This is a genomic window from Paraburkholderia atlantica (genome assembly GCF_009362785.1).
Lineage (GTDB): Bacteria > Pseudomonadota > Gammaproteobacteria > Burkholderiales > Burkholderiaceae > Paraburkholderia > Paraburkholderia atlantica.
Genome location: NZ_WHNQ01000005.1, coordinates 281,196 through 305,081, shown reverse-complemented (window position 1 = coordinate 305,081; position 23,886 = coordinate 281,196). Strand labels below are relative to the sequence as shown.

The following is a 23,886-nucleotide window of genomic DNA, read 5'->3' as shown; positions in this document are numbered from 1 at the left end:
CGCACATCACCGGCAAGCGGGCCGTGACGTCATCAGCGTTTTAGGGGATATGCGCGCGAAATGAGCGCGCCGTCCGACGGGAGGGGAATATGTCGCTTGCCGTGGTGCGCAGCCGCGCGCCGGCCGCTGGCCGTGCGCCCGAAGTGACCGCCGAGGTTCACCTCGCCAATGGACTGCCGTCCTTTGCGATCGTCGGCCTGCCCGACCTGGAAGTGCGCGAGAGCCGTGAGCGCGTGCGCGCGGCGCTGCAGAACTGCGGTTTTGATTTCCCGGTGCGCCGCATCACCGTCAACCTCGCGCCCGCCGATCTACCCAAAGAATCCGGTCGTTTCGATCTGCCTATCGCACTCGGCATCCTCGCCGCGAGCGGGCAAATTCCGGCCGAATCGCTACTCCATCGCGAGTTTGCCGGCGAGCTGTCGCTGACCGGCGCGCTGCGGCCGATGCGCGGCGCGTTCGCGATGGCATGCGGCACCGCGCGGGGCGCTCTGGCGAGCGCTGAAGCCGCCGGCGCAGACGCCGACGCATCATCTGAAACGCGTTCTGCGTTGCCAGCACTCGTCGATCAGGTAACCGCCCAGGCGTTCCACACCCCACAGCTTTACCTGCCGGCCGCCAGCGCGGCGGAAGCGGCGCTCGTACCCGGCGTCGACGTGTTCGGCGCTGCCGATCTGCCGTCGCTCTGCGCGCATCTCGCAGGCGCGCCGGACGCGCGTCTTAGGCCGGTCGCCGCGCCCGAGCTCGACGTGCACGCCGCCGCCCCGGCACCGGACATGGCCGACGTGATCGGCCAGCGCGCGGCTCGGCGCGCACTCGAAGTCGCGGCGGCCGGTGGCCATCACGTGCTGCTGATCGGGCCGCCCGGCGCCGGCAAGTCGATGCTAGCGGCTCGCCTGCCCGGCCTGCTACCGCCCATGACCGACGACGAAGCGCTCGCTTCAGCCGCGCTGCTGTCCGCGAGCCGCATCGGCTTCAAGCCGTCGCAGTGGCGGCAGCGGCCGTTTCGCGCGCCGCACCATTCGTCGAGCGCGGCGGCGCTGGTCGGCGGACGCAATCCGCCGCAGCCTGGCGAGATCACGCTCGCGCATCTGGGCGTGCTGTTTCTCGACGAGCTTCCCGAATTCGATCGTGTGGTGCTCGAAACGCTGCGCGAGCCGCTCGAAGCCGGGCGCATCACGATCTCGCGCGCCGCGTGGCAAGCGGATTTTCCCGCCGCCTGCCAACTGATCGCCGCGATGAACCCGTGCCCGTGCGGCTGGCGCGGCGATCCGGGCGGGCGCTGCCGCTGTACGCCGGAAGTTGCCGCGCGCTATCTGCGTAAATTGTCTGGACCGCTGCTCGACCGCATCGACATCCAGCTCGAAATTCCAGCACTGACCGCCACCGAACTCGCGGCCCGCGCCGCCACGGCCGGCGAAGCAAGCGCGGCGATCGCATACCGCGTGAGCGCTGCACGCGAGCGGCAACTGGTCCGGCAAGGCAAGACCAACCGCGAGCTGGACGGACGCGAAGTCGACGATGTGTGCCGCCCGGACGCGGCCGGCGAGGCACTGCTGCGCGAAGCCGGCGAGCGCTTTGGCTGGTCGGCGCGCGCGTACTACCGGGTGTTGAAGGTCGCGCGCACGGTCGCGGATCTGGCTGGCACGGCGATGCCGAGCGCCGCGCAGGTCGCAGAGGCAATCCAGTACCGCCGCGCTTTTGGCTCGTTATGAGGAGAAAAATCTACTGTCAAGACTTGACTTATTCACACAGCCACGCTCCTGTTAGATTTTGATACAACCCGAAAGCGCGCAGACAGGCATCTCACGAAGGCATTGATTTCATTGAGTTTTTTAAAATACCGTACGCTCGTGAATTTTGACGAAAGGCCCGCCTGATGGGCTTTTGCGGCCATTGAGGCCGACTTCTCAACAGAGTTATCCACAGGTTGTGCGCGTAACTCAAAAAGCTCAACGTAAACCAATAATTAGCGCGCAAAGCTGCGAAGGAACTTTCACTGCGTTCGGCGTTCTGAGGCGCGTCCGCTCGGCCAAAAATACCGCGTTCAGTACAGCTGGAACGACGAAAAAAACTGGTCGACCTGGTCTTGCGGCAGCGGTTGATCGGCGATGATCGCCGCCTGATAGACATGTCGGCCGCGCGCGACGAGCCGGGCATACACGGTGCGCGGCTCGTGTTTGGCGCCCGCCGCGCCGCTCACCGTCATTTCCAGCCCGGAGGTCTTGCCGCCCGCCGCCAGCGGGATCTGCACCGCGTGAGCATCGGGCGTCGCGCCGACGTTGCGCGCCAGTCCCGCGCGCAGGAAATTGAGCGCGGCGCGCTGCGTCGCGTCGCTATCGTCGGGCAGCATCACGGTGCCGACCGCGAAGACCGCATTGCCCGCTTCGGCGGTCTGCATCGCCATCTGCATGGGTGTGCCGTCGATCTGCACCGCGCGCTGGTCGTTGCCCGGCTTGGCCGGGAAGTCGACCGTGTAGCCCTTGTCGTTGTTCATCACGGTGCGCCAGTCGAAGGTCGGCGAGCAGGCGCTGAGCGCGACGCCGAGCGCCAATGCGGCCGTCGCCGAGCCAAGTACTGTACGAGCGCGCCCCGGTCGCATGACGACACCCGCGCCGCGGGCGGGCAATCGATTGATCAACGGAAAATGGCACGAAACGCGGGTAACTAAACGGCAGATACGACGAACGGTTTGGAGCATGGGCGAAAGATCGGGCTTGCGGAGCATAAAGCGCCATTATCCGCTGATCCGCTGCCGGCCCGGCGCGTCGAGCCGCGCGCTCGCGCCATTTCGGCGCAGCCGCCGCGTTGCAGCTACAATAGAAAAGCTATTCAGCACAGGCCAGAGCGCCATTACACCGCCCCATTGTTCCGCGCCGCGCGCGACTCACGAGGTCCCGTCCATGAGTTCAACTTCACCGACCGCCGCCCGGCGCACGAGCCCGCTTCGCTATCTAATTGCGGTGGCCGTGGCCATTGCGCTCGCCGTCGCCGGTTACTTCGCGTTTGCCGGCCAGCAGCGCGTGCCCGATGCAACCTTCACGCTGCTATCCGGACAGAAGCTCACGACCGCCGACCTGAAAGGCAAGGTTTATCTCGTCAATTTCTGGGCAACGAGCTGCGACACCTGCATGAAGGAAATGCCGCAGATGGTCGAGACCTATAACCGCTTCAAGGGCCAAGGCCTCGAATTCGTCGCGGTGGCGATGAATTACGACGCGCCGATGTACGTCACCAATTACACGCAAACGCGTCAGTTGCCGTTCAAGGTCGCCATGGACGACGGCTCGGCCGCCAAGCAGTTCGGCAATGTGCAGCTCACGCCAACCACCTTCGTCATCGATAAAGACGGCAAGATCCTGAAGCGCTATGTCGGCGAGCCGCAGTTCGCGGAACTCGACCAGTTGCTCGCGAAGGCGCTGAAGGCTGGCGCGGCTTAAGCCGGTTCAAGCAGATCCTCAACGCGCCGGCGCACTCTCCCGCCGCCGGCGCCGCTCTCGTCACCGCTCCCCTTCCCCTTTGGCCGCAAGGCCATATCGCTTGATCTTCTCGTAGAGCGTCGCCTTGCCGAGCTGCAGCCGGTCCGCTGCGACCGCGACCGCGCCGCCCGCCTGCTCCAACGCCTCGGCGATCATCGCGCGCTCGAACTGCTCGACCCGCTCCTTCAGCGGATGGGTCGTCCCGTCGTCTTCGCCGAACGACAGCACCGGTTCGTCGGCGATGCCGAGCACGAAGCGGTCGGCGGCATTGCGCAGCTCGCGCACGTTGCCCGGCCAGTCGCGCTGCATCAGGCTCGCACGCTGGCGATCGGTGAGCATCGGCGCTGGCCGCTGATAGCGGACCGCCGCATCGAGCAGGAAATGCTCGAACAGCGGCACGATATCCTCACGACGCTCGCTCAACGGCGGCAGCGCGATCGTCACGACGTTGAGCCGGTACAGCAAATCGCGCCGGAACGAGCCGTCCGCGACGTGCTCGGCCATATCGCCTTTCGCCGCCGCGACCACGCGGCAATCGACGCGAATCGGCTGATTCGAGCCGAGCCGCTCGAGCACGCCGTCCTGCAGCACGCGCAGCAGCTTGACCTGCAGCGCGAGCGGCATGCTCTCGATCTCGTCGAGAAACAGCGTGCCGCCCGACGCGTGTTCGAGCTTGCCGATCCGCCGTTTCGCCGCGCCGGTGAACGCCCCCGGTTCGTAGCCGAACATCTCCGATTCGAACATTGGCTCGGGCAGCGCGCCGCAGTTCACCGCGATGAACGGCTTGTCGCGCCGCGGCGACAGCTCGTGAAGGCTGCGCGCGATCAGCTCCTTGCCCGCGCCGGTATCGCCGTTGATCAGCACGGACGCATCGGTCGGCGCGACGTTGGCGATCAGCCGCCGCACCTGCTCGATCGCCGGACTGCGGCCGATGATGCGCGGCGCGACCGCGTTCTGCCCAGCCAGCTCACGGCGCAACGCGAGGTTTTCGAGCACGAGCTTGCGGCGCTCCAGCGCGCGCCGCACGGTTTCGATCAGCCGCTCGGACGCGAACGGCTTTTCGATGAAGTCGTAGGCGCCGTCGCGCATCGCCTGCACGGCCATCGAGATATCGCCGTGGCCGGTGACCAGAATCACCGGCACGTCGGGCGCGCGCTCGTGGCACTGCGCGAGCAGATCGAGGCCGCTCGCGCCGGGAAGCCGGATATCGCTGACGATCACGCCGGAAAAGTCCGCGCTGATCAGCTTCGCCGCCGCCTCGACCGATGCATGGCCGATCACGTCGAAGCCCGCCAGTTGCAAGCTTTGCACGCTCGCGCGCCGCACCAGTTCGTCGTCTTCGATATACAGCACTTGCAGGCCGTCGTTCATTGCGTGTTCCGGGTGATGCTTCGGGGTGAAATCAGGAGCCAGCGGTCAGCGGATCGTGCGAGGGGCTGGTCTGCACGCGCGCGCGACGCAGCGTCAACACGAATGATGCACCGCCTTGCGGCGCGTTGCGCGCGACCAGCGAGCCGCCGCAATCACGCGCGATCGACGATGAAATCGCGAGGCCGAGGCCGAGCCCCTGGCCCATTTCCTTCGTCGTGAAGAACGGTTCGAACAGGTGGGGCAACACGTCGTCGGGAATGCCGGGGCCGTTGTCGCCGACCGCGATCGACAGGTTCGCGGCGCCGGCCTCGACTTCGACCGTGATACGCGGGGGGTTCATGCCGGCGGTGGCGTCGAGCGCGTTGCCGAGCAGGTTGATCAGCACCTGTTCGAGCCTAAGATCGTCGCAATTCGCGACCAGCTCCGGATGATCGTCGGCGAGATTCAGCGGCATGCGCGCGCCGCCTGGCGCAGCGGCGGCCCCGGCGTCGATGTCCGCCTCGGCATCGATCAGCACGAATTCGAGCTCGACGCCCTGCAGACGCTTTTGCAGCAATGCAACGACGTTGCGCAGCGCCCGCACGATCGACGCGCGTGCGCTACGCGGCCGCGCGCGGCCGACGAACAGCTTCAGCTGGTTGGTGATCTTGCCCATGCGCTCGGTGAGCGCCGCGATCGCTTCGAGATTCTCGCGCGCCGATGCCTGATCGCCGCGTTCGAGCAGCACGCGCGTGTTGTCGGAGAAACTGCGCAGCGCCGCGAGCGGCTGGTTCAGCTCGTGCGTGATGCCGGCCGCCATCTGGCCGAGCGCGGCGAGCTTGCTCGCCTGGATCAGTTCGTCGTGGGCGGCGCGCAGCTCCTGCTCGGCGCGGGTACGCTCGGCGACTTCCTTGTGCAACTGCTCGTTCGCCTCGGACAGATCCGCGGTGCGCTCGGCGACGCGCTGGTTCAGCTCGGCATACGCCTTCTGCAGCAGCGCGCGGCTGCGCATCACTTCGCGCACGCGCGCGCGCCGCATGCGCCAGTAGAACGCGAGCAGCACCAGCGACACATAGCCGAAACCGGTGACGATGGTCGCCTTGCGCGCGTCGGCATCGACGGGATCGACCGGCGACATTGTGATCAGATGCCAGTCCGGCTCGCCCATCGCGTGCCGCGACGCGAGGTAGCGCGGCGCTAAGCGCCCGCCGCCGATGCGCAGAATCTGTGCGTTGCCTTCGAGCATGCGCTCGACCGTCACCGGCAGCGGCTCGATCGGCTGCTGCGCGTACTGGCGCGCCTGGTAGATCGAATCGGCGATCCGGCCGGGCAGCGGCCGGATCGTGTGGTACTTCCATGCCGGCACCGACGACAGAAAGATCACGCCATGATCGTCGGTGACGACAAGCGGCTCGGACGCGTCGACGCCCTGAAACCATTCGAGATCGAGCTTGACGACCGCTACGCCGACGATCTTGCCGTCGCGCCGCACCGGCTGCGAGATGTAGTAGCCGGGCGCCTGCGAAATCGTGCCGATGCCGAAGAAGCGGCCGACGCCGCCATTCATCGCATCGACGAAATACGGCCGGAACTGATAGCCGGCGCCGACGAAGCTGCCCGGGCCGCGCCAATTGCTGGCGGCGACGCAGTAGCCGTCGAGCGAAATGATGTAGGTGACCGTCGCGCGCGCGTGGCGGTTCAGGTCTTCGAGATAGAGATTCGCGCGCTTGACGTTGGCGGGAGACGGATCGATCAGCACGTCGTGCACGATCGGATGCTCGGCGAGCAGGTAAGGCAGCGATTCATAACGCTCGAGCGTGCTCTTGAGCGCGCTCGCGGTGCGCTCGGCGCGCACGGCGGCGTTGCGCCTCAGCGTGTCGACACCGCTTTTCCACGCAAGGCTGTAGGTGAGCCAGCATGCCACCACGAGCCCGGATGCGAGCGCGAAGAGAATCAGCAGGCGGCGGGTCACGTTGGCAAGGTCCGATCGATGGGCATCGGACATTGTGGCATAGGGCGGCAAGAGATCGCCGCCGAACGGGTCGCGGGCATAGCCGCGGGTTCGGCTGGCGGTCTCGCCGGAGGTAGGCGGGGAAAGCTCCGGGGAGGCCGGAGACGCCCCGGAAGAATGCGCGGACGCCGGTTTCATGCTTAAGCGTCCGCGCTGGTCACGACAGGGCTGGCGAGGCTCAAACGCCGGCCGGCTCTTTGACGGCCACCTCGCCGCGCAGCACCTTGTTCAGCCTGCTGCGATCGAGCTCCTTTTCCCAAGCGGACACGACGACCGTCGCGACACCGTTGCCGACGATGTTCGTCAGCGCGCGGCACTCGCTCATGAAGCGGTCGATGCCGAGGATCAGCACCATGCCCGACAGCGGAATCGTCGGCACCACGGCCAGCGTCGCGGCGAGCGTGATGAAGCCCGCGCCGGTCACGCCGCTCGCACCCTTCGAGGTCAGCATCGTCACGGCGAGCAGCGTCAGCTGCTGGCCCCACGAGAGGTCGGTGTTGGTCGCCTGGGCGATGAACAGCACCGCCATCGTCATGTAGATGTTGGTGCCATCGAGGTTGAACGAGTAGCCGGTCGGCACCACGAGGCCCACCACCGAGCGCGAGCAGCCGAGATTTTCGAGCTTTTGCATCAGTTGCGGCAGCGCGGCTTCGGACGAGCTCGTGCCGAGCACGATCAGCATCTCTTCCTTGATGTACGCGACGAAACGCAGGATGTTGAAGCCCACCATCCGTGCGATCGCGCCGAGCACGACCACCACGAACACGATCGAGGTCAGATAGAACGTGCCGATCAGCTTGAGCATCGGCAGCAGCGAGCCGATGCCGTACTTGCCGATCGTGAAGGCCATCGCGCCGAACGCGCCGATCGGCGCGAGCTTCGTGATGATGCGCACCATGCCGAACAGGATGTGCGACAACCCTTCGATGAAGTTCGTGACGGGCTTGCCCTTCTCACCGGCCGTCGCGAGCACGGCGCCGAACAGCAGCGCGATCAGCAGAATCTGCAGGATCTCACCCTGCGCGAACGCCGACGACAGCGTGTCCGGAATCAGGTGCATGAAGAAGTCGACGGTCGACTGGCCGTGCGCCTTCGCCGCATACGACGCGACCGCGCGGCCGTCGAGCGAGGCCGGGTCGACGTTGAAACCGGCACCGGGCCGCAGCAGGTGCGTGGCGACGAGGCCGAGCACCAGCGCGAACGTCGAGACGATTTCGAAGTACAGCAGCGCCTTGCCGCCGACGCGTCCGACCTTCTTCATGTCTTCCATGCCGGCGATGCCCGTCACGACCGTGCAGAAGATGATCGGCCCGATCACCATCTTGATCAGTTTGATGAAGCCGTCGCCGAGCGGCTTCATGTCGATGGCGAGGTTCGGGTAGAAATGCCCGAGAACGATGCCGATGATGATCGCCACGATCACCTGGACGTACAGCACTTTATGGATAGGTTTCTTCACGATGGTTCCTGCGAGGGATATGAGCGAATGACTTGCCGCGACGCGCGACACGCAAACGAAAGGTCGTCACGTGCGCGCACGATAGCGGGCCGCTGCAAAGACGACGAATTCAGAAATACCGGGAAGGGAAATCGGACATCGGTGTCTCCTTGCTTTTTTGTCGGACCGTGGCGGCCACGCGTTTTAATTCGCAAGGTCGATGCCAGTTTGATTTCAGACTGAGAGCCTTGATTTTTATGGATTTTCCGGCAAGGCGCGGCGCGTGCCGTCCGGGATTCCGGAAATCCGGACAAATGCTGTCGGGGAATCCGGAATCCGGTGCGCGCGCGGTTGCGGGAAAACCCGCAGCGGTTGGGGCGAAGCTTGCGAGCGCGACTTCAGGTCAACAGATCGATCCGATCCGTGCAAATCATGTCCACGCCCCATTCTTCGAGCACCCGCGCGCGCGCCGGATCGTTCACCGTGTAGGCGAGCACGCGCAGCCCGGCCGCGCGGATTTGGGCGACCAGCGGCTCGCTCAGATAACGGTGACTCGCATGCAGCGAAACGCAGTCGAGCTCGCGCACGATGCTCAACCAGTCCGCCGGCACCTGCTCGAACAGCATGCCGCGCGGCAGCGACGGCGCGGCCGCGCGCGCAGCGGCGAGCGCGTCGAACGAAAACGACGACAGCAGCGGCGGAGTCTGCCCTTGCCAAAGCTCGAGCGCGCCTTGCGCGACCAGCGTGCCGGTGATGACTTCGCGGCCCGGACACGGCTTGATCTCGATGTTCGCGGCGATGCCGTCGCGCGCACAACGCTCGGCCGCGTCGGCGAGCGCCGGCAACCGCGTGCCGGCGAACTCAGCGCCGCGCCACGCGCCGGCATCCAGAGCGGCGAGTTGCTGCCACGTATGCGTGGCAGCAGGCCCGTGGCCGTTGGTCGTGCGATCGAGCGTGTCGTCGTGCAGCAGGAACAGCGCGTTGTCGGCGGACAGCTTCGCGTCGAATTCGACCATGCGATAACCGTAGCGCACGCAGGCGTCGAAACCGGCCAGCGTGTTTTCCGGCGCGAGGGTGCCGCCGCAGCGGTGCGCGATCAGCCGCGGATAAGGCCATTGTGCGGAGGTCCCGCGATCGATCCCAGTTGCCACGTGTCGTTTCCTTACTGATAGATGAACAGTTCAAAAAAAAGCCCGCACATCGGCGGGCTTTTTCGTTTTTGCGGGCGTGAAGCGAGGCAACAGCCGCGAGGCGCCAGCGCGTCAAACTACGCCGGCTCCATGCGCCTGCACGTCGGCGTGATAGCTCGAACGAACCATCGCGCCCACCGCGGCGTGCGTGAAGCCCATCTTGTACGCCTCTTCCTCGTACATCTTGAAGGTGTCCGGATGCACGTACGCGCGCACCGGCAGATGGTGCTCCGACGGCTGCAGATACTGGCCGATCGTAAGCATGTCGACATCGTGATCACGCAGATCGCGCATCACCTGCAGGATTTCCTCTTCGGTTTCGCCGAGGCCGACCATCAGGCCGGACTTGGTCGCGACGTGCGGATGCAGCGCCTTGAAGTCCTTCAGCAGCTTCAGCGAATGCGCGTAATCGGAACCCGGGCGCGCTTCCTTGTACAGACGCGGCACCGTTTCGAGGTTGTGGTTCATCACGTCGGGCGGCGCCGCGTTCAGAATGCCGAGCGCGCGGTCGAGGCGGCCGCGGAAATCCGGCGTCAGGATTTCGATACGCGTTTCCGGCGACAGCTCGCGCGTCTGACGAATACATTCGACGAAGTGCGCCGCGCCGCCGTCGCGCAGATCGTCACGGTCGACGCTGGTGATCACCACGTACTTCAGCTTCAGGGCGGCGATGGTGCGCGCGAGATTGGCCGGTTCGTCGGCGTCGAGCGGATCGGGACGGCCGTGGCCGACGTCGCAGAACGGGCAGCGGCGCGTGCACTTGTCGCCCATGATCATGAAGGTCGCGGTGCCCTTGCCGAAGCATTCGCCGATGTTCGGGCAGCTCGCCTCTTCACACACCGTGTGCAGGTTGTGCTCGCGCAGGATCTGCTTGATCTCGTAGAAGCGCGAATTGCCAGTGGCCGCCTTCACGCGGATCCAGTCCGGTTTCTTCAGCTTTTCGATCGGGACGACCTTGATCGGGATGCGCGCGGTCTTGGCTTGCGCTTTCTGCTTCGCGGTAGCGTCATAGGCGGCGGGGGCCGGCACGCCTTCGGGCGCGGAGGTGGCTGCTGCGGAGTTCGCGGTTACGTCAGTCATTCGTTCGATCCAGTCAGGCGGTGAGCGCACCGGTCTGCGGTTGGGCGACGGCCGCGGGTTTGCCGTCGAGGTTTGCGGTGAGACTTGCTGCGAGGGTACGGGCCACGTCGTCCCAGCCGGCGGCGACGCCGAGCGTCGCCATGTCGACTGTTTCGAGCCCCGCGTAGCCGCATGGATTGATCGCGAGAAACGGCCGCAGGTCCATGTTCACGTTCAGACTCACGCCGTGATAGCTGCAGCCGTTGCGGATTTTCAGGCCAAGCGCCGCGATCTTGGCGCCGGCATGCGGCCCGGCCTCGGGCCCGGGCGCCACGTAGATACCGGGGGCGCCCGCCTTGCGTTCTCCGGCGAGATTATACGCCGCCAGGGTGTCGATCACGGCCTGCTCGATCCGCGTAACCAGCTCGCGCACCATCAGCTTGCGCCGGCGCAGGTCGAGCAGCAGATAAGCGACCACCTGGCCGGGCCCGTGATACGTGATCTGACCGCCTCGGTCCACCTTGACGAGCGGAATGCTGCTGTCGGCGGCGAGCAGGTGAGCCGGATCACCGGCCTGGCCGAGCGTGAAGACGGGTGGATGTTCGACGAGCCAGATTTCGTCGGGGGTGTCGGCGGTGCGGGCGTCGGTGAACGCGCGCATCGCGTCGAAACTGGCTTCGTAGGGTTCGCGGCCGAGCCAGCGCAGCGTGGGCGGCTCGATGGCAGCAAAAGGAGACGGAGAAACCGGGGTGGCGCACATGATCCCGGGAGTTTACCGAAATCTGGGAACCCGCGCCCGAGGAGACAGGGAACTCGACACAGCGGGGCTGGCGCGCCGCCAGCCCCATCGCAAGACGCGGCGCAGCCGCCGCGCCCACGCTCAAACTGTGCGCCAGCCGCCGCGCACGCGCATCATCCAGCGCTCGCCGATGCGCGCGAACCAGTTCAGCGCGCGCTTGTCGCAGCGGGTCGGCACCGAGAACGTGACCTTCGCGAACGTGGCGCCCTCGGCGCTGAGCCAGAGCCGCTCCCCGCGCCGCAGATGCAGCGTCTGGCCGGGCTGCAGCCAATAGTCTTTCGTGTCGTCGCTGCGCGTGACCCACACCGCGCCGCCTCGCACAGTCAGCTTCGTGCTGCGCGCGACCTTCAGCGGCAGCGTGTCACCAGTGCGGATTTCATATGCAATGCTAGAGGAAATTTCTCGCATGAGGCCCTCGCCAAAAATCGTTTCCTGACTAGAATCCTAGGTGCACCAAGGATTGGGGCAAAACGATCAATTTTCACGTCTATGTGAGAAATATTGCGATGGACCTGCGTCAACTCCCCGCCCTGAACGCGATCAAGGCGTTCGAAGCCGCCGCCCGCCACGAGAGCTTTTCGCGCGCCGCCGACGAGCTCTTCGTCACGCACGGCGCGGTCAGCCACCAGATCCGCGCGCTCGAGGCCGAGCTCGGCGTGTCGCTGTTCGCGCGTGACGGCAAGCGCGTGCGCCTCACCGAAACCGGCCGCCGCTACGCCACCCAGGTGCGCGCCGCGCTGATGGAGCTCGCCGATGCGACCCGCGCGATTCGCGCCGGCGACCGCGAGCGGCGCCTCGTGATATCGATGCTGTCGTCGTTCGCGGCGCGCTGGGTGACGCCGCGCATCGGCAGCTTTATCGAGGCGCATCCGCAGTGGGATCTCGAGCTGCTGACCACCAATGCGCTGACGGACTTCGCGCGCGACGACGTCGACGTCGCGATCCGTTTCGGCTTCGGCAAATATCCGGGACTGCACGCGGAGCTGCTGCTCGACGAGATTTTCTTCCCGGCCTGCTCGCCCAACTTCAACGGCGGCAAGCTGCCGCAAACCCCGGCCGATCTCGCCAAAGTCCCGCTGCTGCGCTCCGACGACGAGCTATGGCGCCCCTGGTTCGACGCCGCCGGCCTCACCGACTGGCCGGAGCCGAAACGCGGCGTGCTGTATCAGGATTCGTCGAATCTGCTGCAGGCGGCCGTCGACGGCCAGGGAGTCGCACTCACGCGCCGCTCACTCGCGATGCACGAAATCGCAGCAGGCCGGCTCGTGCGGCTCTTCGACGTGGATGGGCCCAGCCCGTGGCAATACTATTTGGTCTGCCTGCCGCAAACGCTGGAGACCGCGCGGGTCAAGGCGTTTCGCGACTGGGTGGTCGACGAGGTGGCGCGCTTCAGGCAGCTGTTCGATCTCGCCTGCGCGGCGGGGCCCGAGGCGAGCGCGCGCCTGGCGGCAGAAGGGGCGACGGCGGACGCGTTGCGCGTCGCGCCGTGAGGTGAAAAACCGCGCGCGGTGTTACAGCACGACCTTGACCATCGGATGGCCGGTCAGCGCGCGATAGATGTCGTCGAGATGCGCGCGGCTCGTCGCGCGCACGTGCACGGTCAGCCCCGTGTAGGTGCCGCTGCTCGACGGTCGCGTCTCGACGCGCGACGCATCGACCTCGCTATCGAACTCGCGCACCACTTCGACGATCGTCGCGGCAAACTCAGGATGCGATTTGCCCATGATCTTGATCGGGAAATCGCAGGGGAATTCAAACAGTGAGTCGTTCTCGGGATTCATTCTCTACTCCTTCTTGCGCCGCGGCGGCTTCGGCCGCCTTGGCTCGCTGATACGCCGCATACAGCGCCGCAAACACCGCGCCCGGCTGGCCCGCGCCGACCGGCGCGCCGTCGAGCCGCGTGACCGGCAGCACTTCCTTGGTCGCCGAGCTGACGATGATTTCATCGGCCGCGCGCACTTCGGCCTCGGTGATGTCGCGCGCCTCGAAGCGGATGCCGCATTCGGCCGTCAATTCCTCGATGAGCCCGTAGCGGATCCCTTCGAGAATCTTGTTGCTGCGCGGCGGCGCGGCCAGCACGCCGTCTTTAGCGATCCACACGTTCGACGACGACCCTTCGGTCAGCAAACCATCGCGGAACTGCAGCGTCTCGAAGGCGTCGTTTTCGGCCGCGTATTGCGCCATCAGCACGTTGCCGAGCAGTGACACCGACTTGATGTCGCAATTGAGCCAGCGACGATCCTCGGCGCTCACGCATGCGACACCGCTCGCGCGCTGCGCGGCGCCGGGCAGGCTCAGCGGGGTGACCATCACGAACACGGTCGGCTTCACGCCGGCCGGAAACGCGTGACCGCGCTTCGCCACGCCGCGCGTGACCTGGATGTACGCGATCGCGTCCTGATCGGCACGCAAGCCGCCGTCCGTTTCGTTGGCCTCGGCCACCCGTCCGATCAGCTCGTGCCAGCCGGCGTCGTCGAACGGATTGGCGATGCCGATCTTGCCGACCGAGCGCGCGAGACGCGTCAGATGCTGCTTCAGACGAAACGCGGTGCGGCGGCCGCTCGCATGCGCGTACAACGGCGCCACTTCGTAAATGCCGTCGCCGAAAATGAAACCGCGGTCGAGCACCGGCACGCGCGCTTCGGACAACGGCACCAGTTCGCCGTTCAGATAAACGATCGGGTCCGGCGAGACCTCGGAGACAGCGGTCATTGCGGCGTAGCCCTTACTTCTTCTTGTTGAACATCAGCATCAGCGAATCCCACACGCGGCCGACCACACCGGCTTGCGGCACTGGCTGCAGCGCGACGACCGGGAACTGCGCGAGCACCTTGCCGTCGGCGACGAGCTTGGCGGTGCCGATCTGCTGCCCGTTCGCGATCGGCGCGATCAGCGGATCGTTCAGTTCGATCTGCGGCTTGGCCTTGTCGCCGGCACCCTTCGGCAGCGTGATGTACTGGTCGCTCTTCACGCCGACCTGCACGCTGTCCTGCGAACCCTTGTAGACGCGCGGCGTGGCCACGACCTGGTTCGCCTTGTACAGGCGCGTCGTGTCGTACGCGGTGTAGCCGTAGTTCAGCATCTTCAGGCTGTCCTGCACGCGATCGTGCTCCTTGGTCTCGCCCATCATCACCGAGACGAGACGGCGCGACGCGTCGGTCGTGCCCGGCAGCGGACGCTTCGCGCTCGCGATCAGGCAGTAGCCGGCCGCTTGCGTGTGGCCGGTCTTCAGACCGTCGACGGTCGGATCGATCCACAGCAGACGGTTGCGGTTCGGCTGCTTGATCTTGTTGTACGTGAATTCCTTGACCGAGAAGATGTTGTAGTAGTCAGGATAGTCGCGGATCAGGCGCGCCGACAGGATCGCGAGATCGCCCGCGGTCGTGTAGTGCTGCGGGTCGGGCATGCCGTTCACGTCGGCGAAATGCGTGTTCTTCATGCCGAGCTTCTGCGCTTCCTTGTTCATCATGTCGACGAACTGCGCCTCGCTGCCGCCCACCAGTTCGGCGAGCGCGATCGCCGCGTCGTTGCCCGACTGCACGATCATGCCGTACACGAGGTCGTGCACGGTCACCGGCTTGAGCGCCTCGATGAACATGCGCGATTCGTCGTTGCGCACGCGCCGCACGGCTTCGCTCGGCTCGATGCTCTGATCCATCGTGATCTTCTTGGTGTCGAGCGCCTCGAACACCAGATACGCGGTCATCAGCTTGGTCAGCGATGCCGGCTCGACGCGTTCGTCGGCATTGGCGGACGCGAGCACCTGGTTGCTGGTCGCGTCGACGAGCACCCACGAGCGCGCGTTGACGCCCGGCGGCGGCACCTGCGCGAACGCGGTGCTCGCGACCAGCGTGGCCGGCAGCACGAGGCCGACGGCGATGGCACGATTGAGCGAAGTGGGAATGAAAGAAGCGACTGACGGGAAGGACGTGCGGCCAGAGGAGGAGAAACGCATAGGGTCGATTCGTGCAGAAAGATACGTTGCGCGACAGCGCGCGGAGTTGGGGGAGCCGGTCGGCGGGGCGTCTGGCCGTAAAACGGCGGGCGCCCGTTGGACTGATGGCGACGCAATCGGTTCGCGAGCACAGCGCTGCGCACCCGGCCGCGCCCCCCCGCGAAATGATTCCGCGGCGCGCGATTCTGCCGGCTGGGCGGCGCTGTGCCCAAAAAAAGAGCGCTCATTATACGCGCGCTACCTGGTCAACTCCGCGCGTGTGTCGTCGATTTGCACACGTTTGCGCGTACCTGTCCCCCGCAAAACGCGCGTCGCGCGTTTTCAGCGCCAGGCGTCGACGATGATGCGCTTCAGGATGTGAAGCTTGCGATGCAGAAAGTGCTCGGCGCCCGGAATCACGACGACCGGCAGTTCCTGCGGCCGCGCCCAGTCGAACACGGATTGGATCGGAACGGTCTCGTCGACTTCGCCGTGAATCACGAGTGTGCCTTCGGGCACCGGCGCGACGTCCCAGCGGCTCGCCGCGGTACCGACGAACACGATGCGCTCGATTTCCCGGCCCTCGTCGCGCAGCTTTGCCGCGACGTGCGACAGCACCACGGTGCCGAACGAAAAGCCCGCGAGCACGAGCGGCAGATCGCCGTAGTTCGGATCTGCGCGCATGTGCTCGAGCACCGCGCGCAGATCGTCACGCTCGCCGACGCCCGCGTCGTGCTCGCCCTGAGTCTGGCCGACGCCGCGGAAATTCGACCGGTAGGTGACGTAGTTCAGTTGCACCAGCGTACGCGCGAGCGTCTGCGCGACCTTGTTGTCCATCGTGCCGCCAAACAGCGGATGCGGATGCGCGACGAGCGCAATGCCGCGCGGCGCGGCGCTTTTATCGCGCACGTCGTCGGGCAGGTCCAGCGCGACCTCGATCTTGCCGACCGGGCCGTCGATCAGATACTTCTTCGTGTTGACGTTCATCGGGATGCCTGTGGATCGTTTCGTGGTTCGCGTTATTGATCGATCTTCAGACGCTCGACGATCTTGCCGTTCACGAGATGCGATTCGACGATTTCATCGATGTCGCTCTCGTCGACGTAGGTGTACCAGACTGCCTCGGGATACACGACGAGCGCCGGGCCGAGTTCGCAGCGATCGAGGCAGCCGGCCTTGTTGATGCGCACCTGGCCGGGACCGGCGAGGCCCAGTTGCTTCACGCGTTTTTTCGCGTACTCCTGCATCGCCTGCGCGTTGCAGTTCGCGCAGCTCGGACGCTCGGCGCCGGGGTCGCGTTGATTCAGACAGAAAAAAACGTGGTGCTTGTAGAAGGAATCCATGATGTTCGGGAGGCGAGCCTGAAAGGAAGTGCAATGGCGCCGTCAACATGCGGTATGCCGCAGCGCCCGTCGTGCGGACGATTATAGCGACCGGGCTGTGCAGGCGCCGGAGCCTGGCGTCGGGCACGCGAGCACGTCAGGCCGGCTTCGCGCGCCGCTTCAGCCATGCCCGCTCGACCGCGAACGCGAGCCACACCAGCGCCGCATAAGGCCACATCCACGCGAGCCAGCGCGCGAGCCCGTTGAAATGCAGGTAGCGCCCCTGCCGCCAGTCGGCGAGCACCGCGTCGAAATACGGGTTCACCGGCAGCAGATTGACGAACACGAGTGCGATCACGAGTGCGACGCCCGCGAGCGTCGCGCGCACGCGCCGCCGCAGCGGCAGCGCGACGAGCGCCGCGACGGTGCCGCACACGAGTCCGAGCAACGCGCCGGGCGTCGCCCAGTCGAACGCGAGGCCGGATTGCGATTGCAGGAACGTCGCGCCGGCCTTCACGCACAAGGTCGCGACGATGAACACGAACAACAGACGCACGCGCGGCGCATGACGGCGCATCGGCAGCGACGCAAGCGCGAGCGCCGCGAACAGGTTCAGCGTCGTGATCAGCGCTTCCCACGTGTCGTCGTCCAGCCACGCGGCGGCCGCCGCCGGCCATACGCCGACGTGCCACGCGGACGGCGTCCACGCGAGCAGCGCGTCCTGGGTGGCCGGATCGACGCTCAGCCACAGCGCGCGCGGCCAGTTGCCGAGACCGAACAGACGCGGCGCCGGAAACATCGTCGCGAACGGCCACGCGGCGACGACGCACGCGAGCGTCGCATGGCCGCGCTCGAACCACAGCAGCCGCAGCCGCCTGAGCAAGCCGCGATCGAGCAGCGCGCCGGTCAATGGCGACATCATCGCCGCGCCGACGAGCGCGCCGAGCGTGTTTGCGGCAAGGTCGAGATTGGACGCGACGCGGGCCGGCAGATAGGTCTGCACGGCTTCCATCGTGCCCGACAGCAGCCCTCCCGACACGAATGCGAGCGCGACCGCCAGCGTGCCTCGCCAGCGTGGATACACCGCGAGCACCACCAGCGCGCCGAACGGCATATAGCCGAGCACGTTGGTGACGACGTCGAACGCCGTCAGGTACTGCGGCATCGGATCGAACAGATAGGCGAACGGCGCGATGCCGAGCGAGCGCCAGCCCGAGAACGGATACCACGATCCGTACACGATTAGCGCCGCGTACAGCAGCAGCGCTCGACGGGCCAGCGTCGACGGGCGGCGCAGCCAGGGGCGTTCGCTCATGCAGCGCTCCGTTGCGTGCGCTGCTCGCCCGTCATTGCGCGGCGACCAGCGCCTGCGAGCCGAGCCACGTGGCGATCTGCGCGACCAGGTCGTCGCTGGCCGCGGCGAGCGCGCGCGCGCCGCCGGCCGCATCCGCCGAATGCGCTGGCGCGTGCGCGACGAAAGTGTGCTGGCCGACCACCTTGCCGCCCTGCATCAGGGTGGCGCGCGCGGTGATTGCGCCGTGGCTGTCCGTGGGGCTGGCGAACACCTGCTCGAACTCGGTCAGATCGACCCGCAGCACCGGCGCACTCACGCCGTCCGCGCCCGTCAGCACGGTGCCGCGCTCGCTCATCGCGTTGCGCAGGCGCTGCGTCAGCAGTTGCGACGGCATCATCGTCCAGTGGCTGTTGGCGTAGGCGGCCGTCTGCTGCGCATCGGCGTAGCTCAGCCGATAGGTCAGCCGGTCCGATTCGAGCACGGACGGCGCGCTGACCTCGAGCACCTTGACGGCCGGCAGCCGGCTCACGGCGGCGCTCTGAGGCGGCGGTCCGAAGTCGTAGCGGACGTCCGACACGACCGCGGACGTGCCCGCGCAGCCCGCCGCCAGCACGCCGAACGCGAGCAGCGCCGCGAACGCGGCACGCGAGGACAACAGTCGGTGAATCGAGCGTGACATGGGCATCTTCCTCTGTTCTAGCCTGCGAATTTAATGGGCTGCGGGGGCTGTGGGCGCGGCGGCGGCGGGCCACGCGAAGCCGGCCTCGCCCGGACCCGGCGCCGCGCGCGGCGCGCCGAACAGCACGCTGCGCGGATTGGTATTGAAGGTGTCGGCGGCGCGATCGATCGATTGCGCCGCCGAGCGCACGTCCTCGGTCAGCGAATTGACGCGCGGCAGCGTCTCGAAGCCGACCCGCGCGGACAGGTCCTGCATCGTCGTGTTCATCTGCGTGAGCGCCTCGCCCGCCTGCTGCGCGGCCGTGCCGACCTTGTTCAGATTGCGCTGGAGGGGCCCGTCCGGGCGGTTCAGGCCGGTGATCATCTGGTTGGTCGACGCGAGCGTGTGGTTCAACTGATCGATCGTGCCGGGCAGCTTGCTCGCGACCGGCGCCATCTCACGAGTCAGCGTCGCGACGCCCGAGGCCGCCTGCGCGATGCTCGCCGCCGTCTCGTGCAGCTGTTCGACCATTTCCGGCGACAGCATGTCGTTCACGTTGTCGGTGACTTTTTCGAGCTTGCGCAGCAGCACGTCGCCGCGTTGCTGCAACTGATCGAGCAAACCGGGGCGCATCGGCAATTGCGCGACCTGGTGCACCGACGAGTGCAGCGGAGTCAGGTCGCGCCCGGTATCGTCGAGCTGGATGAACGCGATGCCGGTCACGCCCTGCAAGCCGAGGCTGCCGAACGTCGAATGCGTGATCGGCGCGTGCTCGTCGACCATGATGCGGATCAGGATCTGCCCCGGATGTGTCGGATCGAACTTGATCGACTGTACGCGGCCGACGTCGAGCCCGCGAAAGCGCACCGCCGCGTCCGCGAAGAGGCCGGTCACGTTGGTGCGCGCGATCAGGTCGTACGGCACCCGCACGGTGCGGTCGACATTGAACAGATATGCGGCCAACGCAATCGCCGCTGTCAGCACGACCGTAAAGAGTCCGGCCCAGAACGCATGTGCTTTGTTTTCCATTGTCAGTTTTCCTGGTTCATAGCGGCCCGCTTCGCGGCGACCGGCCTCACAGCGACAACTCGGACGACGCCGGCTCGAGCGCCGCCCGCGGCAGCTTCGCGCGACGCTCGGGCGGCAGCGCCTGCAGCGCGCGGCGCCCGCGCAGGCCGAGGAAATATTCGCGGATGAACGGATGGTCGACGCCCGCGGCCTCCTCGACCGGCGCGTTGACGAGCACCTTGCGATCGGCAATCACCGCCACCCGCGTCGACAGCGCGACCATCGTGTCGAGGTCGTGCGTGACCATCACGACCGTCAGACCGAGCGCGCGATGCAGCCCGGAGATCAGCTCGACGAATTCGTCGGACGCCTGCGGGTCGAGGCCGGCGGTCGGTTCGTCGAGGAACAGCAGTTCGGGTTCGAGCGCGATCGCGCGCGCGATGCCGACCCGCTTGATCATGCCGCCCGACAGCGCCGACGGCATCTTCGACGCGTGCTTGCAGGGCAGCCCGACCATTTCGAGCTTCAGCATCACGATGTCGCGCAGCAGGTCTTCGGGCACCTTGCCGAGCTCGCGCACCGGTTGCGCGACGTTGTCGAACACCGACAGCGACGAGAACAGCGCGCCGCGCTGGAACAGCATGCCGGAGCGGCTGCGCATCAGCAGCGCGGTCTCGGGCGAGATCGTGGCGAGGTCTTCGCCGAACAGCTTGATCGTGCCCCGCGACGGCCGCTCGAGGCCGAGAATCTGCCGCACCAGCGTGGTCTTGCCCGAGCCCGAGCCGCCGACGATCGACACGATCTCGCCGCGCCGCACGTCGAGGCTCAGATGCTGATGCACGATGTTGCGGCCGTAGCGCTTGGTGATGTCGATCACCTCGATCACCGGCTCGGCGATCGACGGTACGGGCTGGCCGCGTACGGCTTCGGTTAGTGGCGCAATCATCCGAGCCCCACATTCTGAAAGAGGATCGCGAACACCGCGTCCGCGAGAATCACGATGGTGATCGACGTGACCACCGAGGTCGTCGTGCCTTCGCCGAGACTCTGCGAATTGGCCTTGATACGGAAGCCGAAATGACAGCCGGCGATCGCGATCAGCATGCCGAACACCGCGCCCTTGCCAAGGCCGATCCACAGGTTCGCGATCGGCACGACGACCGGCAGTTGCCGCGCGAAGAAGCTCATGTCGATGCCGAGCACGAGCTTCGCGGCGAGCGCACCGCCCGTCAACGAAATTACGTTGGTCCACATCACGAGCAGCGGCATTGCGACGGCCAGTGCGATCACGCGCGGCAGGATCAGCCGCAGGCCGTGCGGGATGCCCATCACGCGCATTGCGTCGAGCTCCTCGGTCACGCGCATCACGCCGATTTGCGCGGTGATCGCCGAGCCCGAGCGGCCCGCCACCAGAATCGCCGACAGCACCGGGCCGAGTTCGCGAATCACCGCGAGCCCGAGAATATTGACGATGAACTGGTTCGCGCCAAAGATGCGCAATTGCTGTGCCGACAGATAGCTCAACACGATGCCGATCAGGAACGCGACGAGCGCGGTGATCGGCAGCGCACGGGCGCCGGCGTTGTAGATGTTCGCGGAAATCTCGGTCCACGGCGTGAGTTTCGGCTTGCGCAGGATCGCCAGCAGATCGAGCACGAAGCGCCCGAGCATCGCGACGCCGCCCTGCATGTGCTCGACGAACGAGAAGATGCCAAGGCCGAGACGCGTGAAGGGATCGAAGCGCGTGACCGGCTCGGCGCTCTCGCGCACCGTGTCGAGCAGCGCGATGCGCTCGAAGATGTCGCGCTGCGTGTCCGTGAGCGCGGTGCCCGGCGGCAATTTGCGGCCCCACACGCGCCACAGCGCCTGCCCGCCGACGTGGTCCATGCTGTCGACGCGCGACAGGTCCCACCCGCCGATGCCTTGCGCACCGGTCAGCGAACGCAGTTGCGGAATCACGTGCCCGGTGTCGCGATCGCGCGCGAGCGCGAGCGCCGTCCACTGGCCCGAGAGACGGACGATCTTGCCTTGGCTGCCGGCCGCGACTTCAAGGCCGGGCGGAATGTCGTAGTTCAAGGATCGCGTGAATCTGGTTATCGGATTAGCGGCCATTGTAACGAAGGCTCGGCCGCCGGTCCGCCAGGATGTGCATCGATCCGCGTCGCCTCCTCGCCGGTCCGCATTCGGGTCCCGGGCGGGTTTGCTGTGGCTACAATACGAGGCATGAATGCCTCCAAAACTCCCGCCTCTCGGTCCGCTGCGGCAAGCGCGGCCGCGGCCTCGTCGTCGGCTTCGGCGGACTGGCGCATCGATCGCGAACGCGCGGTCAAACTGTTCGGCGCGCATGCGCATGACTGGCCGATCGAAATCGTCGAAGAAACCGGTTCGACCAACGCCGATCTGATGGCCCACATGAAAGCACTACCGCGACACGCGAACGCGCTGCCGCGGCCGATCGTGCGCGTCGCTTATCTGCAGACCGCCGGGCGCGGCCGTCGCGGGAGGCCGTGGTACGCGGAGCCCGGCAACGCGCTGCTGTTTTCGGTCGCGTGCGTGCTGCCGCGTCCGCTCGAAGGGCTCGCGGGCTTGAGCCTCGCGGTGGGTGTCGCGCTCGTCGACGGGCTGCGCTCGCTACCGGTCGCGGGTCCCGGACAAATCGCGCTGAAGTGGCCGAACGACGTACTGCTCGAAGGCGACAAGCTCGCCGGCATCCTGATCGAAACCGCGTGGAGCACGGACGACGCGAGCGCGGTCGTGATCGGCATTGGCACCAACGTGAAGGGCGCCGACGAACTCGCGGCGAAAGTCGGCGCGCTGAACGCCGAGGTACCGCCGCAGGCGCGCGGCACCGTGCCGACCGCTTTGCAGCGCGCGCTGCCTAACGCGAATCTGACCGATACGCTGGCCGCCGAATTGAGTGCGCTCGAACCGATGCTGCAGCGCTTCGGCGCTGAAGGCTTCGCGCCGTTCCAGCCGCGTTGGAACGCGGTGCATGCGTACGCGGGCCGCGATGTGGTGCTGCTCGAGCAAGGTCAAGAACTCGCGCGCGGCGTGGCGGCGGGCGTCGACGAACGCGGCCAGTTGCTGCTCGATACGGCCGAAGGCCGCCAGAGCATCGCGACCGGCGACGTGTCGCTGCGCCTCGCCGACGGTGCCGCATGACGCAGCGCGCGCCTTTTCTGCTGATCGACGCAGGCAATAGCCGGATCAAGTGGGCGCTGGTGCAGCCGGACGGGACGCAGTTGGCGAGCGGTGCGCTCGCGCATCACGACGTTGCCGGGCCACGCGCGCAGTCAGGTTCGCAAACCGGGTGGGCTGACTTGCCGGCGCCATGCGGCGCATGGCTCTCCAACGTCGCGGGCGCGGAGATCGCGGCGCACATCGCCGCGTTCGTCGATGCGCACTGGCCGCAACTGCCTCTCACGACGATCCGCGCGAGCGCTCATCAATGCGGCGTGACCAATTGCTATACGACACCGCAGTCGCTCGGTAGCGACCGCTGGTGCGGCATGATCGGCGCGCACGCGGCCTTTCCCGGCGAACATCTGCTGCTCGCGACCTTCGGCACCGCGACGACGCTCGAGGCGTTGCGCGCGGACGGCGCGTTTATCGGCGGATTGATTGCGCCGGGCTGGACGCTGATGATGCGCTCGCTCGGCGAGCACACCGCGCAACTGCCGACGCTCGACGCCGCGCACGCGCGCGGTCTGCTCGATGGAGCCGATACGGCCGACGCGGCTCGACGCGGTCCGTTCTTCGCAACGGATACGCCGCGCTCGCTGTCGGCGGGCTGCACGCTGGCGCAGGCCGGATTGATCGAGCGAATGTGGCGGGATCTGCTGGATGAGTGGCGGGTGCCGGTGCGTCTCGTGGTCAGCGGCGGCGCCGCCGACGAAGTGGCGAGCGCGCTGAAAGTGCCGCATACTCGCCACGATTCGCTGGTGCTGTCGGGGCTCGCGCTGATCGCCGCCGAGGATACGGCGCGCCGAAGCGGTTGATTGCCTGCCGGGCGCGTGCGCCCGAGTTGCGCTCTCGGACCCCTGGCTCAACTTCTCTCTGGATTGGAAACACCCACAATGCTTCGCTGGTCGATCGCCATTCTGATTGTTGTCAACGTGCTGGCTTTCGTCGCGCTGCGTGGCGCGTTCGGCCCGATACCCACCGCCAGCGGACGCGAGCCGAATCGTCTGCACCGCCAGATTCATCCGAACTGGCTGAAGGTGCGCCCGGTCAGCGCCGCCGATGCGGCCGACCAGGCCGTGGTCGGCGGACCCGCGCCGCAGGCGCCGATTTATACATCGGAGTTGCCGCAGTAATCAGGTGAGCGACGCGGTCGCGTTAGAGCTT

The 23,886-nt window shown here is 66.6% G+C and carries 24 protein-coding genes; 6 read left to right on the top strand and 18 right to left on the bottom strand.

The window, feature by feature from the left end; all coding sequences use genetic code 11:
• Positions 1 to 89 precede the first annotated feature (89 nt).
• Positions 90 to 1,712 (top strand): YifB family Mg chelatase-like AAA ATPase, encoded by a 1,623-nt coding sequence (locus GCT19_RS10075; protein WP_152851787.1) that lies wholly within the window; start codon positions 90 to 92, stop codon positions 1,710 to 1,712.
• A gap of 332 nt (positions 1,713 to 2,044) precedes the next feature.
• On the opposite strand, the gene GCT19_RS10070 is transcribed toward GCT19_RS10075, so the two are convergent.
• The gene (locus GCT19_RS10070) at positions 2,045 to 2,599 is read right to left on the bottom strand and encodes a hypothetical protein (protein ID WP_152851786.1); all 555 of its coding nucleotides are present in this window, start codon (positions 2,597 to 2,599) and stop codon (positions 2,045 to 2,047) included.
• 301 nt (positions 2,600 to 2,900) lie between these two features.
• On the opposite strand from GCT19_RS10070, the gene GCT19_RS10065 reads away from it, so the two are divergent.
• Entirely contained in the window at positions 2,901 to 3,437 is a 537-nt protein-coding gene (locus GCT19_RS10065; RefSeq protein ID WP_013088257.1) for a TlpA disulfide reductase family protein, read from the top strand.
• 60 nt (positions 3,438 to 3,497) lie between these two features.
• Here GCT19_RS10065 and GCT19_RS10060 read toward each other — a convergent pair whose 3' ends face one another.
• The 7 genes from GCT19_RS10060 to GCT19_RS10030 form a co-directional block, all read right to left on the bottom strand.
• Positions 3,498 to 4,847 (bottom strand): sigma-54-dependent transcriptional regulator, encoded by a 1,350-nt coding sequence (locus GCT19_RS10060; protein ID WP_018436770.1) that lies wholly within the window; start codon positions 4,845 to 4,847, stop codon positions 3,498 to 3,500.
• A gap of 31 nt (positions 4,848 to 4,878) precedes the next feature.
• Positions 4,879 to 6,975, bottom strand: coding sequence for a sensor histidine kinase (locus GCT19_RS10055; RefSeq protein ID WP_026228954.1), 2,097 nt, complete (start codon positions 6,973 to 6,975; stop codon positions 4,879 to 4,881).
• Between the two features lie 40 nt (positions 6,976 to 7,015).
• A complete protein-coding gene (locus tag GCT19_RS10050; protein ID WP_184132022.1) occupies positions 7,016 to 8,296 on the bottom strand; it encodes a dicarboxylate/amino acid:cation symporter in 1,281 nt (426 codons plus the stop codon).
• A gap of 377 nt (positions 8,297 to 8,673) precedes the next feature.
• Positions 8,674 to 9,426, bottom strand: a complete 753-nt coding sequence (gene ugpQ / locus GCT19_RS10045) for a glycerophosphodiester phosphodiesterase (protein ID WP_176137026.1) — start codon at positions 9,424 to 9,426, stop codon at positions 8,674 to 8,676.
• Positions 9,427 to 9,537: 111 nt separating this feature from the next.
• Complete coding sequence (gene lipA, locus GCT19_RS10040) at positions 9,538 to 10,545, bottom strand: lipoyl synthase (protein ID WP_018436774.1); 1,008 nt, start codon at positions 10,543 to 10,545, stop codon at positions 9,538 to 9,540.
• A 13-nt stretch (positions 10,546 to 10,558) separates the two neighbouring features.
• The gene (lipB, locus tag GCT19_RS10035; RefSeq protein WP_018436775.1) at positions 10,559 to 11,284 is read right to left on the bottom strand and encodes a lipoyl(octanoyl) transferase LipB; all 726 of its coding nucleotides are present in this window, start codon (positions 11,282 to 11,284) and stop codon (positions 10,559 to 10,561) included.
• A 120-nt stretch (positions 11,285 to 11,404) separates the two neighbouring features.
• Positions 11,405 to 11,731, bottom strand: coding sequence for a DUF2917 domain-containing protein (locus GCT19_RS10030; protein ID WP_013088248.1), 327 nt, complete (start codon positions 11,729 to 11,731; stop codon positions 11,405 to 11,407).
• Between the two features lie 98 nt (positions 11,732 to 11,829).
• Between GCT19_RS10030 and GCT19_RS10025 the strand changes: the two genes are divergently transcribed.
• The gene (locus GCT19_RS10025; protein WP_152851785.1) at positions 11,830 to 12,813 is read left to right on the top strand and encodes a transcriptional regulator GcvA; all 984 of its coding nucleotides are present in this window, start codon (positions 11,830 to 11,832) and stop codon (positions 12,811 to 12,813) included.
• 21 nt (positions 12,814 to 12,834) lie between these two features.
• On the opposite strand, the gene GCT19_RS10020 is transcribed toward GCT19_RS10025, so the two are convergent.
• From GCT19_RS10020 to GCT19_RS09975, 10 genes are all read right to left on the bottom strand, one after another.
• Positions 12,835 to 13,104, bottom strand: coding sequence for a DUF493 family protein (locus tag GCT19_RS10020; RefSeq protein WP_013088246.1), 270 nt, complete (start codon positions 13,102 to 13,104; stop codon positions 12,835 to 12,837).
• The gene (locus tag GCT19_RS10015) at positions 13,076 to 14,035 is read right to left on the bottom strand and encodes a D-amino acid aminotransferase (RefSeq protein WP_152851784.1); all 960 of its coding nucleotides are present in this window, start codon (positions 14,033 to 14,035) and stop codon (positions 13,076 to 13,078) included. Before GCT19_RS10015 ends, GCT19_RS10020 begins: the two co-directional genes overlap by 29 nt.
• Positions 14,036 to 14,048: 13 nt before the next feature.
• A complete protein-coding gene (locus GCT19_RS10010; RefSeq protein ID WP_013088244.1) occupies positions 14,049 to 15,278 on the bottom strand; it encodes a D-alanyl-D-alanine carboxypeptidase family protein in 1,230 nt (409 codons plus the stop codon).
• A 321-nt stretch (positions 15,279 to 15,599) separates the two neighbouring features.
• Complete coding sequence (locus GCT19_RS10005; protein ID WP_018436779.1) at positions 15,600 to 16,244, bottom strand: alpha/beta hydrolase; 645 nt, start codon at positions 16,242 to 16,244, stop codon at positions 15,600 to 15,602.
• Positions 16,245 to 16,276: 32 nt separating this feature from the next.
• Positions 16,277 to 16,600: a (2Fe-2S) ferredoxin domain-containing protein gene (locus tag GCT19_RS10000; protein WP_013088242.1), complete on the bottom strand. Its 324-nt coding sequence runs from the start codon at positions 16,598 to 16,600 to the stop codon at positions 16,277 to 16,279.
• A 136-nt stretch (positions 16,601 to 16,736) separates the two neighbouring features.
• Entirely contained in the window at positions 16,737 to 17,894 is a 1,158-nt protein-coding gene (locus GCT19_RS09995; RefSeq protein ID WP_018436780.1) for a VanZ family protein, read from the bottom strand.
• Between the two features lie 31 nt (positions 17,895 to 17,925).
• A complete protein-coding gene (locus tag GCT19_RS09990) occupies positions 17,926 to 18,552 on the bottom strand; it encodes an ABC-type transport auxiliary lipoprotein family protein (protein WP_152851783.1) in 627 nt (208 codons plus the stop codon).
• A 30-nt stretch (positions 18,553 to 18,582) separates the two neighbouring features.
• On the bottom strand, positions 18,583 to 19,560 hold the full coding sequence (locus tag GCT19_RS09985) for an MlaD family protein (protein ID WP_018436782.1): 978 nt from the start codon (positions 19,558 to 19,560) through the stop codon (positions 18,583 to 18,585).
• A gap of 46 nt (positions 19,561 to 19,606) precedes the next feature.
• Positions 19,607 to 20,485 carry an ABC transporter ATP-binding protein gene (locus tag GCT19_RS09980; protein ID WP_018436783.1) on the bottom strand — a complete coding sequence of 293 codons (879 nt, stop codon included), beginning with the start codon at positions 20,483 to 20,485 and terminating at the stop codon, positions 19,607 to 19,609.
• Positions 20,482 to 21,615, bottom strand: a complete 1,134-nt coding sequence (locus GCT19_RS09975; RefSeq protein WP_018436784.1) for an MlaE family ABC transporter permease — start codon at positions 21,613 to 21,615, stop codon at positions 20,482 to 20,484. The genes GCT19_RS09980 and GCT19_RS09975 overlap by 4 nt, the downstream gene beginning before the upstream one ends.
• Positions 21,616 to 21,762: 147 nt before the next feature.
• On the opposite strand from GCT19_RS09975, the gene GCT19_RS09970 reads away from it, so the two are divergent.
• The 3 genes from GCT19_RS09970 (at position 21,763) to GCT19_RS09960 (ending at position 23,855) form a co-directional block, all read left to right on the top strand.
• On the top strand, positions 21,763 to 22,701 hold the full coding sequence (locus GCT19_RS09970; RefSeq protein WP_152851782.1) for a biotin--[acetyl-CoA-carboxylase] ligase: 939 nt from the start codon (positions 21,763 to 21,765) through the stop codon (positions 22,699 to 22,701).
• Complete coding sequence (locus GCT19_RS09965) at positions 22,698 to 23,537, top strand: type III pantothenate kinase (RefSeq protein WP_152851781.1); 840 nt, start codon at positions 22,698 to 22,700, stop codon at positions 23,535 to 23,537. The genes GCT19_RS09970 and GCT19_RS09965 overlap by 4 nt, the downstream gene beginning before the upstream one ends.
• A gap of 78 nt (positions 23,538 to 23,615) precedes the next feature.
• On the top strand, positions 23,616 to 23,855 hold the full coding sequence (locus tag GCT19_RS09960; RefSeq protein WP_152851780.1) for a hypothetical protein: 240 nt from the start codon (positions 23,616 to 23,618) through the stop codon (positions 23,853 to 23,855).
• Positions 23,856 to 23,886 lie beyond the last annotated feature (31 nt).

What these genes read in the sequence shown, in the direction of transcription:
- GCT19_RS09995 (WP_018436780.1), bottom strand. Translation starts at nt 17,894, where the DNA reads ATGAGCGAACGCCCCTGGCTGCGCCGCCCGTCGACGCTGGCCCGTCGA.
- GCT19_RS09965 (WP_152851781.1), top strand. Translation starts at nt 22,698, where the DNA reads ATGACGCAGCGCGCGCCTTTTCTGCTGATCGACGCAGGCAATAGCCGG.
- GCT19_RS10020 (WP_013088246.1), bottom strand. Translation starts at nt 13,104, where the DNA reads ATGAATCCCGAGAACGACTCACTGTTTGAATTCCCCTGCGATTTCCCG.
- GCT19_RS10010 (WP_013088244.1), bottom strand. Translation starts at nt 15,278, where the DNA reads ATGCGTTTCTCCTCCTCTGGCCGCACGTCCTTCCCGTCAGTCGCTTCT.
- GCT19_RS10025 (WP_152851785.1), top strand. Translation starts at nt 11,830, where the DNA reads ATGGACCTGCGTCAACTCCCCGCCCTGAACGCGATCAAGGCGTTCGAA.
- GCT19_RS10030 (WP_013088248.1), bottom strand. Translation starts at nt 11,731, where the DNA reads ATGCGAGAAATTTCCTCTAGCATTGCATATGAAATCCGCACTGGTGAC.
- GCT19_RS10055 (WP_026228954.1), bottom strand. Translation starts at nt 6,975, where the DNA reads ATGAAACCGGCGTCCGCGCATTCTTCCGGGGCGTCTCCGGCCTCCCCG.
- GCT19_RS09970 (WP_152851782.1), top strand. Translation starts at nt 21,763, where the DNA reads ATGAATGCCTCCAAAACTCCCGCCTCTCGGTCCGCTGCGGCAAGCGCG.
- GCT19_RS09990 (WP_152851783.1), bottom strand. Translation starts at nt 18,552, where the DNA reads ATGTCACGCTCGATTCACCGACTGTTGTCCTCGCGTGCCGCGTTCGCG.
- GCT19_RS09985 (WP_018436782.1), bottom strand. Translation starts at nt 19,560, where the DNA reads ATGGAAAACAAAGCACATGCGTTCTGGGCCGGACTCTTTACGGTCGTG.
- GCT19_RS10005 (WP_018436779.1), bottom strand. Translation starts at nt 16,244, where the DNA reads ATGAACGTCAACACGAAGAAGTATCTGATCGACGGCCCGGTCGGCAAG.
- GCT19_RS10075 (WP_152851787.1), top strand. Translation starts at nt 90, where the DNA reads ATGTCGCTTGCCGTGGTGCGCAGCCGCGCGCCGGCCGCTGGCCGTGCG.
- GCT19_RS10065 (WP_013088257.1), top strand. Translation starts at nt 2,901, where the DNA reads ATGAGTTCAACTTCACCGACCGCCGCCCGGCGCACGAGCCCGCTTCGC.
- GCT19_RS10000 (WP_013088242.1), bottom strand. Translation starts at nt 16,600, where the DNA reads ATGGATTCCTTCTACAAGCACCACGTTTTTTTCTGTCTGAATCAACGC.
- lipB (WP_018436775.1), bottom strand. Translation starts at nt 11,284, where the DNA reads ATGTGCGCCACCCCGGTTTCTCCGTCTCCTTTTGCTGCCATCGAGCCG.
- GCT19_RS09960 (WP_152851780.1), top strand. Translation starts at nt 23,616, where the DNA reads ATGCTTCGCTGGTCGATCGCCATTCTGATTGTTGTCAACGTGCTGGCT.
- GCT19_RS10015 (WP_152851784.1), bottom strand. Translation starts at nt 14,035, where the DNA reads ATGACCGCTGTCTCCGAGGTCTCGCCGGACCCGATCGTTTATCTGAAC.
- lipA (WP_018436774.1), bottom strand. Translation starts at nt 10,545, where the DNA reads ATGACTGACGTAACCGCGAACTCCGCAGCAGCCACCTCCGCGCCCGAA.
- GCT19_RS10060 (WP_018436770.1), bottom strand. Translation starts at nt 4,847, where the DNA reads ATGAACGACGGCCTGCAAGTGCTGTATATCGAAGACGACGAACTGGTG.
- GCT19_RS10070 (WP_152851786.1), bottom strand. Translation starts at nt 2,599, where the DNA reads ATGCGACCGGGGCGCGCTCGTACAGTACTTGGCTCGGCGACGGCCGCA.
- GCT19_RS09980 (WP_018436783.1), bottom strand. Translation starts at nt 20,485, where the DNA reads ATGATTGCGCCACTAACCGAAGCCGTACGCGGCCAGCCCGTACCGTCG.